Annotated in this window: 12 protein-coding genes and 1 pseudogene; 4 read left to right on the top strand and 9 right to left on the bottom strand. The window is 68.8% G+C overall.

Annotation, left to right across the window (positions count from 1 at the left end):
* Positions 1-161: 161 nt before the first annotated feature.
* The 5 genes from F4X11_17765 to F4X11_17785 form a co-directional block, all read right to left on the bottom strand.
* Complete coding sequence (locus F4X11_17765) at positions 162-617, bottom strand: hypothetical protein (protein MYN66852.1); 456 nt, start codon at positions 615-617, stop codon at positions 162-164.
* Positions 618-621: 4 nt separating this feature from the next.
* Positions 622-1,011, bottom strand: a complete 390-nt coding sequence (locus F4X11_17770) for a DUF4189 domain-containing protein (GenBank protein MYN66853.1) — start codon at positions 1,009-1,011, stop codon at positions 622-624.
* A gap of 785 nt (positions 1,012-1,796) precedes the next feature.
* Positions 1,797-2,390: a hypothetical protein gene (locus F4X11_17775; protein ID MYN66854.1), complete on the bottom strand. Its 594-nt coding sequence runs from the start codon at positions 2,388-2,390 to the stop codon at positions 1,797-1,799.
* 205 nt (positions 2,391-2,595) lie between these two features.
* Positions 2,596-5,226 carry a serine/threonine protein kinase gene (locus tag F4X11_17780; protein MYN66855.1) on the bottom strand — a complete coding sequence of 877 codons (2,631 nt, stop codon included), beginning with the start codon at positions 5,224-5,226 and terminating at the stop codon, positions 2,596-2,598.
* Complete coding sequence (locus F4X11_17785) at positions 5,226-5,861, bottom strand: sigma-70 family RNA polymerase sigma factor (GenBank protein MYN66856.1); 636 nt, start codon at positions 5,859-5,861, stop codon at positions 5,226-5,228. The genes F4X11_17780 and F4X11_17785 overlap by 1 nt, the downstream gene beginning before the upstream one ends.
* A 122-nt stretch (positions 5,862-5,983) precedes the next feature.
* On the opposite strand from F4X11_17785, the pseudogene F4X11_17790 reads away from it, so the two are divergent.
* Positions 5,984-7,597: pseudogene (locus F4X11_17790) on the top strand (ABC-F family ATP-binding cassette domain-containing protein).
* A 738-nt stretch (positions 7,598-8,335) separates the two neighbouring features.
* Positions 8,336-9,688: a hypothetical protein gene (locus tag F4X11_17795; protein MYN66857.1), complete on the top strand. Its 1,353-nt coding sequence runs from the start codon at positions 8,336-8,338 to the stop codon at positions 9,686-9,688.
* A 46-nt stretch (positions 9,689-9,734) separates the two neighbouring features.
* On the opposite strand, the gene F4X11_17800 is transcribed toward F4X11_17795, so the two are convergent.
* Genes F4X11_17800 through dprA form a run of 4 tightly spaced genes read right to left on the bottom strand, consistent with a single transcriptional unit; the run spans position 9,735 to position 16,059 of the window.
* Positions 9,735-10,664, bottom strand: coding sequence for a tyrosine recombinase XerC (locus F4X11_17800; GenBank protein ID MYN66858.1), 930 nt, complete (start codon positions 10,662-10,664; stop codon positions 9,735-9,737).
* A 33-nt stretch (positions 10,665-10,697) separates the two neighbouring features.
* Complete coding sequence (locus tag F4X11_17805; GenBank protein MYN66859.1) at positions 10,698-12,077, bottom strand: methylenetetrahydrofolate--tRNA-(uracil(54)-C(5))-methyltransferase (FADH(2)-oxidizing) TrmFO; 1,380 nt, start codon at positions 12,075-12,077, stop codon at positions 10,698-10,700.
* Positions 12,078-12,099: 22 nt separating this feature from the next.
* Positions 12,100-14,787 carry a type I DNA topoisomerase gene (gene topA, locus F4X11_17810; protein ID MYN66860.1) on the bottom strand — a complete coding sequence of 896 codons (2,688 nt, stop codon included), beginning with the start codon at positions 14,785-14,787 and terminating at the stop codon, positions 12,100-12,102.
* A gap of 45 nt (positions 14,788-14,832) precedes the next feature.
* The gene (gene dprA / locus F4X11_17815; GenBank protein ID MYN66861.1) at positions 14,833-16,059 is read right to left on the bottom strand and encodes a DNA-protecting protein DprA; all 1,227 of its coding nucleotides are present in this window, start codon (positions 16,057-16,059) and stop codon (positions 14,833-14,835) included.
* Here dprA and F4X11_17820 point away from each other — a divergent pair.
* The gene (locus tag F4X11_17820) at positions 16,000-16,431 is read left to right on the top strand and encodes a tetratricopeptide repeat protein (GenBank protein ID MYN66862.1); all 432 of its coding nucleotides are present in this window, start codon (positions 16,000-16,002) and stop codon (positions 16,429-16,431) included. The two genes, dprA and F4X11_17820, sit on opposite strands and share 60 nt — an antisense overlap.
* A complete protein-coding gene (locus F4X11_17825; GenBank protein MYN66863.1) occupies positions 16,403-17,206 on the top strand; it encodes a hypothetical protein in 804 nt (267 codons plus the stop codon). Before F4X11_17820 ends, F4X11_17825 begins: the two co-directional genes overlap by 29 nt.
* Positions 17,207-17,294 lie beyond the last annotated feature (88 nt).

The following is a 17,294-nucleotide window of genomic DNA, read 5'->3' on the forward strand; positions in this document are numbered from 1 at the left end:
CCCCCCCATTTTTTTTATCCCCCCCCCCCCCCCCACCCCCCCTGCCCTTTGGGCGGGGGGCGCGTTTTTTTTTAAAACCCCCCGCCCCCCCGGCGGGGGGGGGGGGGGGGCCCCCCCCCCCCCCGAAAATACGACAGGATGCCCCGGCCCGGCTCACGCGGTTACCAACTTATGCCTTTCGTCATTGCCCCGCCACCACGTCTGGGTTGAAATTTCAAGCCTGTTCCCGGGATGGCAACGCCCTGTTGGCGATCCTCTGGCAAGACGGCGAGTGTGCCAAACCCTATCATGGTGGCCCACCCCAAGATCCGTGTATTTCTCCTCTCATCCGGGTCCATATCTTCAAAATCAGCGAACGCAAGACCGCCGCCGATGATTACGAACAACCAGGCGAGCACTTTCCAAGCGCCGTCGTCTCCACCGGACACACTTGGAGTTGGATCGTAGGTGCTTGCTTCGTCGTCACCACTCTGGTCACCATCACCACCACCGATGGCCCCTCCCTGCCCCTGTTGAGCAAGTGCCTGTTCGAGGATCGACGAAGATGATGTGTTCTGGGCAGCAACCTGCACGCCCAACAAGAGCAAGGCGCACAGAAGTGACAGTGCCTTTCTCATCACCCTATTCTCCTCTGCTGCGGTTGCACTGCGATACGACTATCCGGCACGAGCGCCCACCGCGGTTGGCGCACGCTCGCATCGCCCCATTCTCCGCCTGGCCTCGGGTAGGCCAGTCGAAGGACCAGCCGGCGGCGTTTCGGACCTCACGCCCGGACTCCACCGCAAGTGCCCCGCATCCTCGAAAGGTAGCCACGAGCCGACAGCCGGAGCCGCACTCGTTCAAGGCCCTTTGCGTTGCGGCCGAGGCCGTGTCGTAGTTGGCGGCCCAGCCATACCGGGTGCTGCTGGAGTTGAGGGCCAGAGCTCCTACGAGCGTCTGCTGTGCCGTCGCCAAGGAAGGCGCAACCACCAGCATCGCAACGGTAGTCGCGAGTAACGTTCTTGCCGTCATCAACCTGTCTCCTTTCAGGGCCAGCCAGCCCAAAGGGGAACATTCGTGTTCTTCTCACCAAACGCTCGGTGCGCGCCGTAGCGGCTCTCGTCTTCGGGCATTTCGCAGCCGGAAGCGGAGTGCTGGGTGCCAATATCCGTCTCCGGCGGAATGGCATCGAACGGTCCGGCTGTCGTGCCGGACCAAGCGGCCGGCACCACAACCGGTTTCAGGCGCTCCTCCGGACCCACATCACCAACAGATCTTCACATCCACGCAGATGCGCGGCTTACTGGGTATCGGAATCGGGAGCTTGCCGACGGGGATCGAAAGGCACTTCGAAAGGAGTCTCCTGCAGCGTCCCGCAGGTGCCGCCGCCAACGCATCAGGCACATCCTCCCAACTTCTCGAGTTCAGCGCCTAGGTCGACCTGCTCATTGGCCATCTCATACCTCCTTTGTGAGTCCACGATGCAAGAGTCCGACTTCGGCGAACAATCCTGGCCCAGAAACAGGACCGGATCGAAACGAGTTCCCGACCATGGGCTGCTCGACCAGAAGAACCAGTCAGTATGTGTAAACGTTCGACTCAGGCACACCGAACACGAAATCAGAGTCGCTCAGCGCGTACGTGAACGCACGCGTCATCGGAGCGGAGCGCGCATGCCATTCCAGGTCGCTCCAGCCGTCTAGACCGAAACGACGAACACGATCGACGTGCAGAGCCGGGGGACCCGATCCCGAACCTCGGACCAACCGAGTATGGGGGCGGCTGCGCTCCCGCAGCCGCTCCCGCGAAGGAGTCTCCTACCAGTTCAACCGCAAGTCGACGCAGACCTCGAGCTTGAGGAACGGCAACGGGATCTTCACGCAGCCGACAGTCACCGTCTTCTTGCTCCTCTTGAGATCGGTCGCCGGAGGCAACACAACTTCGGACTTCTCGATTGCGCTGATCACGTCCTCTTCGGTGACGCGTGCCGCGGGCCAGGTCGGACAATAGCGCCATCTCGCTCGCAGCTCGTCACCCGAAGTGTCCGCGGGTTCTACGTCCGGACCCTGGCAGAACTCGGAGACGTGTCGAAGCGCATCTTTGGCGAGCCGCTCCGTCACCTCCTTGCCAAGGGTGTTGTGCACGTAGCACGCGGCAAGTGCTCCCGTATAGAATGCCATTGGAAAGACGTACTTCTTGTCCTTCTCCCACTCTCGCCTCTCTGCCGGATCCGGGTGCTCGAGTTGCTCCTTGAAAGAACTTCGCAGCAGATCTTGCAGTCCTTCGACGACCCCCTCGCCAATGATCAGATCCGAGCCGTCCGACGACCCGTGAAAAGAGTGCACGCCTCGTTTGAATTCCTCCGAACATTCGTTCAATGCTCTTTCGACGATGTCCTGCCCATCGGTCATCTCCGGTTCTCCTTCGGCCAGAGGGCGGCGCGTTCCCCGAGCCGCGTCGCGGGTTCACCTGCGCACGCTTGCGTCCGATCTCTATCGCGCACTCTCGGTCGTGCCGAGATTCGAGGCGAGCGCATCCTTCCCGGCCACGGGGTGCCTTGACGGGAAGGACCATCTATACCCACAAACGTCTGGCACGGGAAAACCGAACACGTGCTCAGAGTCCGCGCAGCGCAGCGGCGAACCCACGGGCCGTCGCGGGGCGGTCCGGTCGGCCGGCCGTCAGGACGGAAACGGCGAACGCAAGCAACTTCGCGGACCTCGGGGAACTTGCCCGTCCCGTCTCTGTCACCTCAACCGCCGCCGGGCTGATCGCTTGCCGTCGGATGCAGGCGGCCACCTCACCGGCGCCGTCACCGACGAACGGGCGCCGCCCGGCGGCCATCTCGTACAGCACCACGCACAGCGACCAGACATCGTCGGCTGCGCCCGTCCGCTCGCCGCGCAACACTTCGGGCGACGAGTACGACAAGGTGCCGCCCGCCGGCTGATCATGATCGTTCGTCAAGCGCGCCAGGCCGAAATCGAGCAGCTTCGGGGTGCCGTCGGACGCGAAGCCGATGTTGCTCGGCTTGACGTCGCCGTGCACGTAGCCGGCCTCGTGCAACGCGGTGAGAGCCTCGGACAACGCCAGGACCACCCCGACCGCCTCCGCACCGGGCAGCGGTCCGCGATCGAGGCGGGCCGCGAGCGTGCCGCCGCGCAGGAACTCGACGACCAGCAGCGGCCGGCCACACCACGTTTCGAGACCGTGAATCTGTGCGATTGCCGGGTGCGCCACCGCGGCCATGGCCCGTGCCTCTTGCATCAGCCGTACCAGTCCCGGCCCGTCGCCGACGGGCAGTGTCTTGACCGCGACGTGGCGCTGAAGGCCGAGGTCTCGCGCGAGGTAGACGGCGCCCATTCCGCCGCTGCCGAGGCGCCGCTCCAGGAGAAACTTGCCCGCAAGCATCCCCGGAACCGCCGCCGCGGTGAAGTCCACGCCGCAACCGCACGGTCTCGTCGAGCCCGCCGACGCCACGATTCCGCACGCCGGACACTCGCGGGCGGGCGGCGCCGGTCGACCATCCGCCAGACGCAGGCGCGTGAGGGCGAGTCCCACCGTCGCGGCCAACGCCTGCAGGAAGTCCGGATCCACGGAGCTCAACCGCCCATCATCGAACCGCCGGCCAATCGCCACGAAGCCGAGGAGCTCCGTGCCCGGACCGAAGACCGGCACGATCGCCGTCGCCGCAGCCGCGACGACCCACTCCGCGTCACGGCCCGGCAGCAACGAGAATACCGACGCCCTGCCCTCCGGTTCGACCCAGATCGGTTCGCGGGTCGACTCCAACGCGTGTGCGATCGCCGATGTGCGAACCAGCGGCGCCACATCGGCGGTCGGGGCCGTGAAGTGATGCGCGGACGCGTCGGCGGCGGCGTCCGCGATCAGCAGAGTTCCAGGCGCGCCGCAGCCGCGCCGTACCGACGCGGTCAGCACCTCGCCGATCCGGGCGACAGACGTCGCCTGCACCAGCTCGGATCCGGCGGCAACCAGCAGACGCCGGTGATCCGCGGTCTCGGGGTAGACCCAGGCATCCAGTCGTAGAAGCAGGCGCTTGCGGCAGCCCGCCGCCAACGCCGCGACTCCGACCGCCGCCACGAGCAACCGACCGAACGAGGTGCCCATGACGTCGGCGACCGTGCGATCCGGCTGACTCGCGAGCAGCCAAACCAATGCTCCCATCGGCGCGGCGATCAGCGCCGCGAGCAAGCGGCGCGTGAGCAGACGCCGGTACGAGGCCCGCACCACCGTGCGTACATCCAGAGCATGCTCGCCAAGGACGGCGTACGTCATCGAGCATGGCGTCGAGAGGAGGAACGTGAACACGACGACGGAAATCGCGTGCAGGTGTTCTTCCCCGAACCGGCGCGCTGCCGGCCAGAGCAGTTCGATGGTTATGTCGAGAAGAATCGGCGCGAGCCCGACCACGATTCCGCCGATCAGCAGTGCGACCCGCCTCGACTCCCGGGCCGTTGCATCGCGCGCACGCAATGCGATGGCGGAGACCGCTGCCAGCGTGAGGACCGACAGGATCAGCCAATAGACGTCGCCGTCTCGGTGCAGGAACGGTAGCCGTCCCTCCGGGAGGAAGAGCAGGTGCGCGATCCAGAGCCCGCCGCCGACCCAGGCGCAGAGGGGCACCATTCGCCGCGCCAGATCGTCGATCCAAGTGCGTCGATGGACCCGCGGAAACTCCCTGGCGAACGCCCACATGAGCGCCGGCTGAAAGACCTCGGGGAGAATCCATGGGTCAACGGGGGTGGCAGTTGGCGCAACCAGCGGCCATGAGAACGAGGATGAGAACGACGAGGCGCCCAGCGCGAACACGACGCCCAGCAGGCGCGCCCGATGGTCGCGGCGACCACCGATGAGCAGGAGCGCCGCGCAGGCCGACAGGGAAACGAGCGCCAGCATTCGCGGCTCGGCGAACTGCAGCCCCCATCGCTGCTCCCACGACCAGGTGATTCTCACCAACCCGGCCGCGACCTGCACCGCCGCTACGACGACGAGGGCACCAAGTGCGATACGCACGAAAGGCGTTCCGGGTGGATCGCTGGAGCGAGCGGTGTCGGGACCGCTTGGCGTCCCGGCGCCGACGGACGCGACCATCTCCGACAGCGCGCGCAGGTTGTCGAGTGATTGCCGTTGATCGCGCGGCGCCGCGCCGCGCGCCCGATCCCAATCGACCTGCTGCCTGGACGCGACGGCGTCCGCCACGTCCAGCAGGACGCCGTCGCCGGCCATCACCCACTCCTCGCGTCGTCGTCGCCCATTGCCGCCGCCAGCCGCACCAGCGCCCGCTTGAGCGCCATCCGCGCTCCGTCGGGGCCGGCCCTGCCGTCGACGGCGGCGAGCTGCCCGAAGGAGTAGCCCAGTTCCAGCCGCCCGACGATCAGCCGCTGGTCACGCCGCGGCAGGTGCTTCAGGGCCGACCGATAGCGATCCCACGCCTCTGCGTGGATGGCCGTCTCCAGCGGAGAACGCTCGTTGCCGGCGAGTGGCTGCCCTTCATCCAGAACATCCATGGCGGGACGCCGCGCAACCTGGCGCATCTCGTCGCGGATCCGGTTCTCGACCGCGTTTCGCAGATACGCCCGGAGGGCGCCGTCCCCCCGCGGCTCGAAGCTGCCGAGCCGAGTGACTGTACGGCGCAACGCATCCTGGACCACGTCGCTCGTATCGACGACGCCGCGCGTCCAGCGCGGCAGACGTCCCCGCGCCCAGCGCCGAAGCCAGGGCAGATACCGCGCGAACAACGCTTCGCGCGCCAATGGGTCGCCCCGGATCGCGCGGTCGAGGAGACGCACCGACGACGTATCGTCTGGCGGGCCTGGGGTTCCGGACTCCGTGGACGGCGGCGGTGATGACACGGCAGGCATCGAGAATTGACCGGAAATATCGGAAACCAAGCAGGAATTGTAGCCAACTTGTCACGCGTGTCAGTACGGTCTCCACCTTCGCTCCCTGTATCCTTTGGCAGCGACAGTCGCACCCGAGTCCGATGCTCCACATCTCCAACCTCCACAAGGCGTTCGGCGACCGGGTGCTGTTCGACAAGGTCTCGTGGCAGCTCCAGCCCGGCCAGCGGGTCGGCCTGTGCGGCCCGAACGGCGCCGGCAAGACGACGCTGCTCAAGATGCTGTCCGGCGAGGTCGAAGCCGACGCCGGCGAGATCGCCCGGCCGAACGGCCTGACCGTCGGCTACCTGCCGCAGGACGGGCTGACCCATGCCGGCCGGACGCTCTATGACGAGACGAGCCGTGCCTTCGAGCCGCTGCTCGCGCTGCAGGCGGAGCTGCGCGACCTGGAGATCCGACTCGGCGACACGAGCCGCTCGGCGACGGAGCACGACGCCGCACTCACCCGCTACAGCGAGGTCCAGACCGCCTTCCAGGACCGGGACGGCTACGGCATCGAGGCGAAGGTGGACGCCGTGCTGCGCGGTCTCGGCTTCGAAGGAACCGATTTCGAGAAGCCCACCGAGACGTTTTCCGGCGGCTGGCAGATGCGCATCGCGCTGGCCAAGCTGCTGTTGCGCCGCCCCCGCCTGCTGCTGCTCGACGAGCCGACCAACCACCTCGATCTCGAGGCGCGCAACTGGCTCGAGGAGTTCCTGGTCGACTACCCCGACGCCGTGGTGCTGGTCTCGCACGACCGCTATTTCCTCGACAGCGTGGTGACCGAGATCGCCGAGGTCGGCCTGCGCACGCTGACCGAGTTCCGCGGCACCTACAGCGCCTACCTGACCGAGCGGGAGGCCCGCATCGCCCGCCTGCGCGAGGCGAAGAAGCGACAGGACGAGGAGGTCGCCCGGATGCGGCTGTTCATCGACCGCTTCCGCTACAAGGCGACCAAGGCCAAGCAGGTCCAGAGCCGCGTCAAGATGCTCGAGAAGATCACCCCGATCGAGGTGCCGGCGGCGCGCAAGCGCGTGCACTTCAAGTTCCCGGCCAGCGCGAAGAGCGGCAGGACGGTTGTTGAATTGCGTGACGTCGCGAAGGCGTACGGCGACGTGCGGGTGTTCGAGCGCGCCGGCGTCCACATCGAGCGCGGCGACCGCGTGGCGCTGGTCGGCCCGAACGGCGCCGGCAAGTCGACCCTCATGCGCATGCTGTCCGGCGTGGAGGCGCCCGACCGCGGCGAGCGGATCGAGGGCTACCGCGTCATCACGCAGTACTTCGCCCAGGACGAAGCAACGCGCCTGGACGGGTCGCTCACCGTCTACGAGACGCTGGCATCGGGCTCGCCGGTCGACATGGTGCCCGCGATCCGCAACATCCTGGGCGGCTTCCTGTTCACCGAGGATGACGTCTACAAGCGGGTCAAGGTGCTCTCGGGCGGCGAGCGCACGCGGCTGGCGGTGGCGCGGATGCTGCTGCGCCCCTCGAACACGCTGATCCTGGACGAGCCGACCAACCACCTCGACATCGACTCGACCGACGTGCTGCTCGACGCGCTGACCGACTACGGCGGCACGCTGATCTTCGTCTCGCACGACCGCTACTTCGTCGACCGGCTGGCGACGAAGATCATCGACATCGGGCATGGCGAGGCGGCGCTGTACCCGGGCAACTACGAGGAGTTCCGCTGGAGCCGGGAGCAGGCGTCGGATGGCCGGACGCCGCCCCCGCGAACGCCCGGCGGCGGCGCGACCGGCAGCGAGGGCGTGCGTTCGGCAGGCGGCGCAGGCCGGCCGAGCCGCGCTGCGGCGGAACGGCGCAGCCGACCCGGACAGGACCCCGGCGCGACGGCGACGTCGAAGCAATCGCCGGGGCGGGCCCGGGCCGCGGGCTCGACCCACCCGGACGGCCACGCAGCCGGGAAACGGGCAAGGGCGCCCCGGCTGGACCGCTCCGGACCGGCGCCGGCCTCCGAAACGGCGGCGCCGCCGAGGACGCCGCCCCCGCGCGGCGCCGCCGAGCACAAGCGGCGGCAGGTGGAGGCGCGCCGGCAACAGCGCAAGCTGGACGGGCTGCGCAGGCGCATCGCCGACCTGGAGAGGCGCATCGCGGAGCGGGAAGAGGCGGTTCGCAAGCTGGAAGCGGAGATGGCGGCCCCCGGCTTCTTCACGGACCAGGCCTCGGCCGACGAGGCGGTCAAGCGTCATCAGAAGCTGATGTGGGAGGTCGGCGACCTGATGAACCAGTGGGAGGCGCTGGAGCAGGAGGCCGCCGAGCAGACCGCCGCATCCTGATCCTTCAGCCCCGAGAACGAGCACCCCTCGCCGGGTCGCCTGGATTGCAGCCAACCGCGTTCCGGCCGCATACTTGAAAGCGTCGGGCACTGAGAGGTATCGGTGCGACCCGGGCCTCGGATCGACTCGGTCGAACGGGAATCACAGATGCCCCCCGCCATGCTCGACCACGCACGACGCGCCGCGGCGCAGGGGCGCCCCAAGCCGCAACGCCGGGTTGTCGTGCGCAAGAAGAATCGCATCTGTTTCGTCGGCCGGGTCAATGCTCTCGCCCATAGCCAATTCATGTCCTGCGTTCGCCAGTGCCAGAAGCGCGGGTACGACGCAGTCGTGCTGGATTTCTCGACCTGCGAGTCGGCGTTCCCCATAGGCATGATCCCGCTTATCACGAGCGCGGACACCTTGCGACGCGAGAAGGTCGACGTGTCCGTAGAGCTTCCCGACAAGGAAGATCTCGCCCGCCTGTTCGTCAACACGAACTGGGCTCACTACCTGGAACCTGCGCGTTTTTCCAAGAGCGATGCGGTCCATGATCGGCATCTCGCCACCCAGCGTTTCAGGGACTTCGACCAGCAGCAGAAGCTGGTAAACGACTTCATGGACGTCGTGATGCGCAACATGACGCTGGAACGCGACGTCATCGCCGGCCTCGAATGGTCGATCAACGAAATCACGGACAACGTGCTCAACCATGCCGAGTGCGCAGAGGGTGGCGTCGTTCAGGTCAGCACGTTCACGGATGCCCGCAAGATAGCTTTCGGAGTCGCCGATTCGGGACGCGGCATCCTGTCGTCCCTCCGCGAAGGACATCCCGAATTGCGAACGGATGCGCAAGCCATCGGTGAGGCGATGAAGGTCGGCATCACACGAGACCCTGACGCCGGACAGGGCAACGGTATCGCGGGCGCTTTGAGAATCGCAGCGATGTCGGAGGGTTCGTTCGAGATCACGTCGGGACGGGCCCAGATCGTCATGCGGGCGGACCGGACCGGCGATCAACCGCCCCCCCAGGCAGAAGCGAAGATCTACAGGCGCAAGGAAGCCCAGCGGTTTCAGGGCACCGTTGTGTACGCGGAACTTGGGCTCGACGCACAGTTCCATCTTTCCGAAGCGCTCGGCTTCTCGGGTGAACCGCATCAACCGACCGACGTGATCGAACTGCGCTACGAGACCGAGAGCGGCGATGCCGTCGTCTTGAGACTGCGTGAAGAGTCAACAGGCTTCGGCTCCCGACCGGCAGGTCGACAACTGCGTACCAAGTGCCTGAATCTCCTGAATGCCGAACCCGACAAGCCCTTGGTGCTCGACTGGACGGCAGTGCCGCTCGTGTCGAGCAGCTTTGCCGACGAGCTCGTCGGCAAGCTGTTCGCCTCACTCGGACCGCTGGCGTTCTCGGCACGGGTCCGGAACGTCGGCATGGAAGCCATGGTCCGCGGCCTCGTCGACAAGGCGATTATGCAACGCGTGGCCCAGGTAGCCAACGGGACACGTAGCGATACCGACACGACGTGACACTCCGGGGCAGGCGCTTCCGGGGTCCTGGTCCGATTCGATCTCGTCACGCCCGCGGGTGCGTCCTGCGGTAGATCTCGGTGATCTGTGCGGCGCTGACATGGGTGTAGCGCTGCGTCGTGGTGATCCGGGCGTGGCCGAGCAGCTCCTGGATGGCGCGCAGGTCGGCGCCGCGCTCCAGCAGGTGGGTCGCGAAGGAGTGGCGCAGGGCGTGCGGGCTGATGCCGCGCTTTGCGCCGACCTGCGTGACGCACCGCCGCACCATGCGCGCGACGCTGCGGCTCGACAGGCGCCCGCCGCGGTAGTTGACGAAGAGCGGGTCGCCCGTCCGTCGCAGCGGGCCGCGCGCCGGCGCTGCTCCGGGCTGCACGCGCCGCACGAGGCCGCGGCGCGCCGGCAGGTACTCGCGAATCGCGGCCGCCGCCGCCGGATTGAACGGCACGATGCGTTCCTTGCCCCCCTTGCCGAGGACGCGGACCATACGGGCGGACAAGTTCACGTCCTCCAGATCCAGCCCGACGAGCTCGCCGAGACGCAGGCCGGAGGCGTAGAAGAGCTCCAGGATCGCCCGGTCCCGAAGACCCAACGGGGTCGACGCATCCGGAACGGCGAGTAGGGCGCCCACCTCGTCAATGGCCATGTGGGCCGGCATGCGGCGCTCCACCTTCGGCGGCGAGAGGAGCGTGCCCGGATCGTCCTCCAGCAGGCCCTCGCGGCGCAGGTAGCGCGCGAAGGTGCGCACCGCGGCGAGCTTGCGTGCGGACGACGACGACGCCTGCCGCCGTTCGTAGGTGTCGGCCAGGTAATCGCGCACGAGCCGGTGGCCGAGATCGGCGACCCGCGGCTCGCGGCCGAGGTGCGCGGCCGCGAACTCGAAGAACTGCGACAGGTCGCTCCCGTAGGCGCGCACGGTATGCCGCGAGAGGTTGCGGTTCAGGCGCAGGTGGTCGAGAAACGGTCGAAGCTGCTCGCGCATCGACCCTGGTATCGGCCGCGCGACCGCGGGCCGTCAGGGTGCGGCCGTGACGGGTTCGACCGCACGCCACGCGGCCAGGTCGGCGAGCGCGCGTTCGGCCACCGCCCGGCGCCGCGCCTGCCGCCCGCGGGGCGCGCCCGCGACCACCGGGATCAGTCCGAAGGCGATGTTGGTCGGCTGATAGTGGCTCGGGTCGGCATGCGAGACGTAGTGGGCCAGCGCGCCCAGCGCGGTCGTGCGCGGCGGCGCCCGCGGCTCCTCGCCGCGCGCGAGCGCGGCCGCGTTCAGCCCGGCGACGAGCCCGGAAGCGGCCGACTCCACGTAGCCCTCGACGCCGGAGACCTGGCCGGCGATGAACAGGCCGGGGCGGGCCCGGGTCTGCCAGGTCGGCGCCAGCACGGAGGGCGCGTTGATGTAGGTGTTGCGGTGGATCATCCCGAGCCGGACGAACTCGGCCTGCTCGAGACCGGGAATCATCCGCAGCACCCGGCGCTGCTCCGGCCACTTCAGTTGCGTCTGGAAGCCGACCAGGCTGAAGTGGTCCGCCGCGAGATTGTCCTGCCGGAGCTGAACCACCGCGTAGGGCTGGCGTCCGGTGGCCGGATCGGTGAGCCCGACCGGCTTCATCGGACCGAAACGCAGGGTGTCGACGCCGCGGTGGGCCATCACCTCGATCGGCAGGCAGCCCTCGAAGAACGGCGTGCGGTCGAAATCGTGCAGCTCGGCCAGCTCCGCGGTCGTCAGCGCGGCGTGGAACCGGTGATACTCCGCCGCGGTCATGGGGCAGTTCAGGTAGTCGCCGTCCTCCTCGCCCCCGGCGCCGCACGTGCGGCCGACCGCAACGTCCTTGTGGCGCTCCCGCCGGCCGCGGCGCGAGGCCCGGAAGACCCGGGCGCGATCTATCGAGTCGGCCAGCACGATGGGGCTGATCGCGTCGAAGAAGTAGAGCTGCTCGCGACCGACCAGGGCGGTGAGCCCGGCCGCCAGGTCCGGCGAGGTCAGCGGGCCCGTCGCCACGACGACCGGCGCGCGCGCCGACGCCTCCGGGATCCGCCGCACCTCCTCGCGATGGATCGTGATCAGCGGCTCCGCCTCGAGCGCCGCGGTGACGCCTGCGGCGAACCGCTCGCGGTCGACGGCCAGCGCGCCCCCGGCCGGCACGCGGGTCTCGTCGCCCACCCGCATCACCAGCGAGCCGAGCCGCCGCATCTCCTCCTTGAGCAGCCCGACCGCGTTCTCCAGGGCGTCGCCGCGGAACGAGTTGCTGCAGACCAGCTCGGCCAGCCGGTCCGTCCGGTGGACCGCGGTCGAGCGGACCGGACGCATCTCGTGCAGCGACACGGGGACGCCCCGGCGCGCGGCCTGCCAAGCCGCCTCGCTGCCCGCCAGGCCGCCGCCGACGATCCGGATCATGGGAACCTCGGGGCGCTCTCGCTCAGGCCACTTCCCGGCGGCCGCGGCCGCGCGCCGCCGCCTTGGCGGTCTTTCTCGCGGACTGCCGCGCCGCCGACGGTTCCGGCTCGACCCAGCGCCCGTCGCGATAGACGGCGCGCCAGCGGGTCGCCTTGCCGTTCTCTTCCGACGTCACGTACTGCTCGCCCGCCTTGCGGGAGAAGCGGACGACGGCCGGACGGCCCTCGGGATCGGTCTCCGGAGCCTCCAGCAGGTACCGGTGCTTCGGATCCAGCTCCGCCGCGTGGGGCTTGAGCTCCGACACCGCGGGCGCGCGCGTCTCCCGGTAACGGGGAAACCCGCTGGCGGCCAGGAACAGCCCGGCGGCGCCGTCGCGCAGCACGTAGTGATCGTCCACGGTTCGGCAGCGGAGCTCCGGCATCGGCACCGGATCGGCCTTCGGCGGCGCGGGTTCCCCATTGCGCAGCACCTTGCGCGTGTTCTTGCACTCGGCGTTGGTGCAGCCGAAGAACTTTCCGAAACGCCCCGAGCGAAGCTGCATCTCGCCGTCGCACCGATCGCATTCGATGGTCCGTTCCGCGAGCGCGGCGGAGCGGAAGGCGCCCTCCTCGATCTCGTAACCGGCGCACTGCGGGTTCTTGCCGCAGACATGGAGCTTCCGCCGCGCGTCGACGAGGTAGCTGTCCATCGCGGTGCCGCAGAGAGGACAGCGGCGCTTGGCCCGCAACGCCCGGCTCTCTCCCTCGTCGTCCCGGTCCGCATCGGCGGCCTCGTCCGCAGGAGTGAGATCGACGGTCTGCGTGCAACGCTCCTTCGGCGGCAGCGAGTACCCCGAGCAGCCGAGAAAGACGCCGGTGCTGGCGGACCGGATCTGCATCGGGCGGTCGCATGTGGCGCAGGCAACCCGGGTTTCCGTCGGTGCGTTGGGGCGCATGCCGTCGGGCCGGGCGGCAGCCGCGAGCTTCCGTGAGAAGCCGCCGTAGAACGTGTCGAGCACGTTGAGCCATTGCCGGTCGCCCGAAGCGATCTGATCGAGGTCCTGCTCCATGCCGGCGGTGAACGAGTAGTCCAGCAGATCGGCGAAGCTCTCGACCAGGCGATCGGTCACGATCTCGCCGATCTTCTCCGCGTAGAAGCGCCGCTTGTTCAGCGTGACGTAGCCCCGATCCTGAATCGTGGAGATGATCGAGGCATAGGTCGACGGCCGTCCGATGCCGCGCTTCTCCAGCTCGCGGACGAGACTCGCTTCGCTGTACCGCGGCGGCGGCTTGGTGAAGTGCTGCGCCGATTCGAGCTTGGCGCACGCAAGCCCCTCACCCTGCTCGTAGCCCGGCACGTCCGCCAGGTCGCCCTTGCGCGACGCGGGCGGCAGCACGCGGGTGAATCCGTCGAACCGGAGCACGCGTCCCCGGACGCGCAGCTCGAAGTCCCCCGCCGCGACCGTCACGGTGGTGCTCATGTATTCCGCCGCGGTCATCTGGCAGGCGATGAACTGACGCCGAACCAGGTCGTAGAGACGGCGGGCGTCGGCATCCGCGACGGCCAGCGTCTCGGGCTGCGCGGCCACGTCCGTCGGCCGGATCGCCTCGTGCGCCTCCTGCGCGCCGGCCTTGCTGGCGTAGGCGTTGGGCGTCTTCGGCAGATAGCGCGCGCCGAACGCGGCCTCGATATGGGCCCGCACGCCGGCCACCGCCTCCCGCGAGAGGTTGGTGGAGTCGGTGCGCATGTAGGTGATGTGGCCGCCCTCGTACAGCCGCTGCGCCAGCGTCATCGTCTTGCGCACGCCGAAGCCGAGGCGGGTCGACGCCGCCTGCTGGAGCGTCGAGGTGATGAAGGGCGCGCCCGGCCGCGTCGTGGTCGGTCTGCTCTCCACCCGCGCGACCGTGAACGCTTCCCTGCGCAGGCGGGCCAGCGCATCGTCCGCCTCGTTCTTGTTGCGCGGCCGGAAGGCCTTGCCGTCGGACCTGACGACCTGGAAACGGCAGGGATCCTCGCCTCCGTCCCGCGTCAGGTCGGCGAAGACCTCCCAGTACTCCTCCGGCTCGAAGGCGCGGATCTCGCGCTCGCGCTCCACGACGAGCCGCACCGCCACCGACTGCACGCGGCCGGCGGACAGCCCGCGGGCCACCTTGGCCCAGAGCAGCGGCGACACCTCGAAGCCCACCACCCGGTCGAGGAACCGCCGCGCCTGCTGCGCGTTCACCCGGTTCTGGTCGATCTCGCCGGGATTCTCGAAGGCGTCCTGAATGGCCCGCCGCGTAATCTCGTTGAACACCACGCGCCGGAAACGCGCCGGGTCCCCCCCGATCACTTCCTTCAAGTGCCAGGCGATGGCTTCCCCCTCGCGGTCGAGGTCGGTGGCGAGAAAGACCTGTCCGGACGCCCCCGCCAGCTTCTTGAGCTCGCCGACGACCTTCTCCTTGCCGGGCACGACCTCGTAGGTCGCCCGCCAGCCCCGGTCCGGATCGACGCCCATGCGCTGTACGAGCTGCCGCCGCGCCCGCACCTGCGGGTCGGCGGCGCGCCCCCGCGTCCCCTTCCGACCGCCGGCGGCCTGCTTGCCGCGTCCGCCCGACTGCCTGCCCTTGCCGCCCGCGGGCAGGTCGCGGATATGGCCTACGCTCGACTTGACCAGGAAGTCATTGCCCAGGTAGCGATTGATGGTGCGGGCTTTTGCCGGCGACTCGACGATAACCAGGGATCGGGCCATGGTCCTCCTGTTGAGGTCGAGGCTCGAACCGCCGTCGACCGGGCATTACGTTAGCATCCCCAAGCGCGACCGAACGAATCGACCGGGTCCGGCACGGGCGACGAGTCCCGCGATTTCCAGCTCCGTCAGACGCAACAGAACCGTCGCACTGTCGAGGCCGCTCCACTCGATCAGGTCGTCGACAGCGCAGATCTCGCCGGGGTCCATGTGGCGCAACAGGGGATCCTCCGCCTCCCGCGCCGTCCGCTGCACACCGGCGGCGGCCGGGTCCGGCGTCCCGCCGGGCGCGCCGACACCGATAGCCTCGAGGACATCGCCCGCCGTTTCCACGATCGCGGCCCCGTCGCGGATCAGGGCATGCCCCCCGGCACTGCGCCCGCTGAGAACGTTGCCGGGCACGGCCATCACCTCCCGACCCTGCTCCGCCGCGCAGCGCGCGGTGATGAGCGAGCCGCTGCGGGCGCCGGCCTCGACGACCACCACGCCCCGCGCGAGTCCGCTGATCAGACGATTCCGCCGGGGAAAGTGATGGCGGAGCGGCGGCATGCCCGGCGGGAACTCGCTCAGCACCGCACCCGCACGCGCGATCGACGCCGCGAGCTCCGCGTGCTCGGCGGGATAGACGACATCGACTCCCGAGCCGAGGACGGCGATCGTGGCCCCTTCGCCGGCGAGCACCCCCCGGTGCGCCGCCGCATCCACGCCGCGCGCGCACCCGCTCACCACCACGATACCGCAGCCGCCCAGCTCGGACGCCAGTCGCTCCGCGACGGCGACGGCGTACGGCGAGGCGGCGCGCGAGCCGACGATCGCCACCGCGGGCCTGGCGAGCACGCCTGCGTGCCCTCTCAGCCAGACCACCGGGGGCGGGTCGTCCAGCGTCAGGAGCTGGCGGGGATAGCGGGAGTCGGACCAGCCGACCGGGTCGATACCGCCGTCGGCGGCGGCGTCCAGCAGCCGGCGGGCGCGCGCCCGGCAGCGACGGCCATCCTCGCGGAGGTGCGCCGGCAGGTCGCGAAAGCGGGCCGCCGCCCTTTGCGGGTCGACATCCCGCCGCTGGTCGTCGCCCCCGCCCGCAGGCGGCTCGAGCAGCGCGCGGCGCAATCGCCTCCGAACCAGGAACAGAGACAGCGCGACATCTTCGACGAGAGTTTCCCTTGCCGTCACCACGACATCCGGAAGCAAGAATCGAACCAGGCGGCAGCGAGATCGATGAGGACTTGCGCCGGGCGGCGCGACGTGGCTATATTCGGTATGAGAAGCATCTCTCATCGGAGCGACACGTTGCCGGGCAGAACCGCCATCATCCTGGTCGTTACGCTGGTCGCCTCGATCGCGCCGGCCACGGCCGCTCCCGACTCCCGCGACGACGCGGTGGCGCAGGTGGAGTTCGGAATCTCCGTCGCGCAGGCGGGATTGTGGGACGAGGCCGAGTACCGCTGGAAGCGGGCCACGGAGATCGATCCCGACTACGCGGCCGCCTGGAACAACCTCGGCATCGCGTACGAGCAGAAGGGGATGTTCGACGAGGCGCTCGAAGCCTACGAGACCGCTCTCGATCTCGAGCCGGACAACCTCAACATCCAGCAGAACTACGATCTTTTCAGGGAAATCCATGACCGCGTTCTTCAAGGCGACCGTTAGCGCACTCCTGCTGCTGGGCGGGGCGGCCTGCTCGAGCTACTACGAGGTGCCGATCGAGACCCCGTTGCAGCCGAAGCTGGACGTGGGACGCTTCCAGCGCATTCTCGTCGCCGGCTTCGTGGCGGGCGGCACCGAGGACGTCGACACCAACCTCGAGACCGCGCGGCTGCTGCGGAGCCAGCTTCGCGCGGAGTCCCGGCTCGAGGTCATCGACGCCGAGGTCCTGGACCTGCTGGACATCGCCGACAGGCAGAACGGGGACTACGGCGAGAACGGCAACGGCAACGGCGGCGACCCGGACGCCGCGAACGGCGACGGCGGGCTGGACACGAAGGAACGCGGCGACCTCAGCGAGGAGGATCTGGAAGCCTTCGAGCACATCTTCGCCAACGTGAGCTACTGGCGTCAGCTCGGCGAGGAGCACCAGAATCCGCTCATCGTCACCGGCACGGTCCACTTCACGCCGCACCAGCGGTCGGGCATGGTCACCCGCGAGCGCGAGATCTACGACGAGTTCGGCCGCCGCATGGTGAGACCGGTACGGGCGTACCGCGACCGCTCCGGCTTCGTGCTCAGCCCGACCTTCATCTTCATCGACGGCCGGAGCGGGATCACGCTCTATACCGAGCGCCACCGCGAGGAGGTGCTGTACGACATCTCCCACAACACGCCGGCGCTGTCCTCGTACTTCGAGTTGATGGACCGCCTGCTGCCGTCGTTCCTCGGGGCGCTCGCCGACCAGAGCGTGCGCGGCACGCGCATCATGCTCAAGTAGCGCGGTCCGGTCCCGGTGCGGCGTCCTGCATGGCTTTACAGCCGGCGGCGCCGGTATTACGATCGCACGTTTCCGGTACGGTGGGGGA

Source organism: Acidobacteriota bacterium (genome assembly GCA_009861545.1).
Lineage (GTDB): Bacteria > Acidobacteriota > Vicinamibacteria > Vicinamibacterales > UBA8438 > WTFV01.

Excerpts from the sequence above, each read along its gene's own strand:
- F4X11_17765 (MYN66852.1), bottom strand. The coding sequence starts at position 617 with ATGAGAAAGGCACTGTCACTTCTGTGCGCCTTGCTCTTGTTGGGCGTG.
- F4X11_17780 (MYN66855.1), bottom strand. The coding sequence starts at position 5,226 with ATGGCCGGCGACGGCGTCCTGCTGGACGTGGCGGACGCCGTCGCGTCC.
- F4X11_17770 (MYN66853.1), bottom strand. The coding sequence starts at position 1,011 with ATGACGGCAAGAACGTTACTCGCGACTACCGTTGCGATGCTGGTGGTT.
- F4X11_17820 (MYN66862.1), top strand. The coding sequence starts at position 16,000 with ATGAGGACTTGCGCCGGGCGGCGCGACGTGGCTATATTCGGTATGAGA.
- F4X11_17775 (MYN66854.1), bottom strand. The coding sequence starts at position 2,390 with ATGACCGATGGGCAGGACATCGTCGAAAGAGCATTGAACGAATGTTCG.
- F4X11_17785 (MYN66856.1), bottom strand. The coding sequence starts at position 5,861 with ATGCCTGCCGTGTCATCACCGCCGCCGTCCACGGAGTCCGGAACCCCA.
- F4X11_17825 (MYN66863.1), top strand. The coding sequence starts at position 16,403 with ATGACCGCGTTCTTCAAGGCGACCGTTAGCGCACTCCTGCTGCTGGGC.
- dprA (MYN66861.1), bottom strand. The coding sequence starts at position 16,059 with ATGAGAGATGCTTCTCATACCGAATATAGCCACGTCGCGCCGCCCGGC.
- F4X11_17795 (MYN66857.1), top strand. The coding sequence starts at position 8,336 with ATGCTCGACCACGCACGACGCGCCGCGGCGCAGGGGCGCCCCAAGCCG.
- F4X11_17805 (MYN66859.1), bottom strand. The coding sequence starts at position 12,077 with ATGATCCGGATCGTCGGCGGCGGCCTGGCGGGCAGCGAGGCGGCTTGG.
- topA (MYN66860.1), bottom strand. The coding sequence starts at position 14,787 with ATGGCCCGATCCCTGGTTATCGTCGAGTCGCCGGCAAAAGCCCGCACC.
- F4X11_17800 (MYN66858.1), bottom strand. The coding sequence starts at position 10,664 with ATGCGCGAGCAGCTTCGACCGTTTCTCGACCACCTGCGCCTGAACCGC.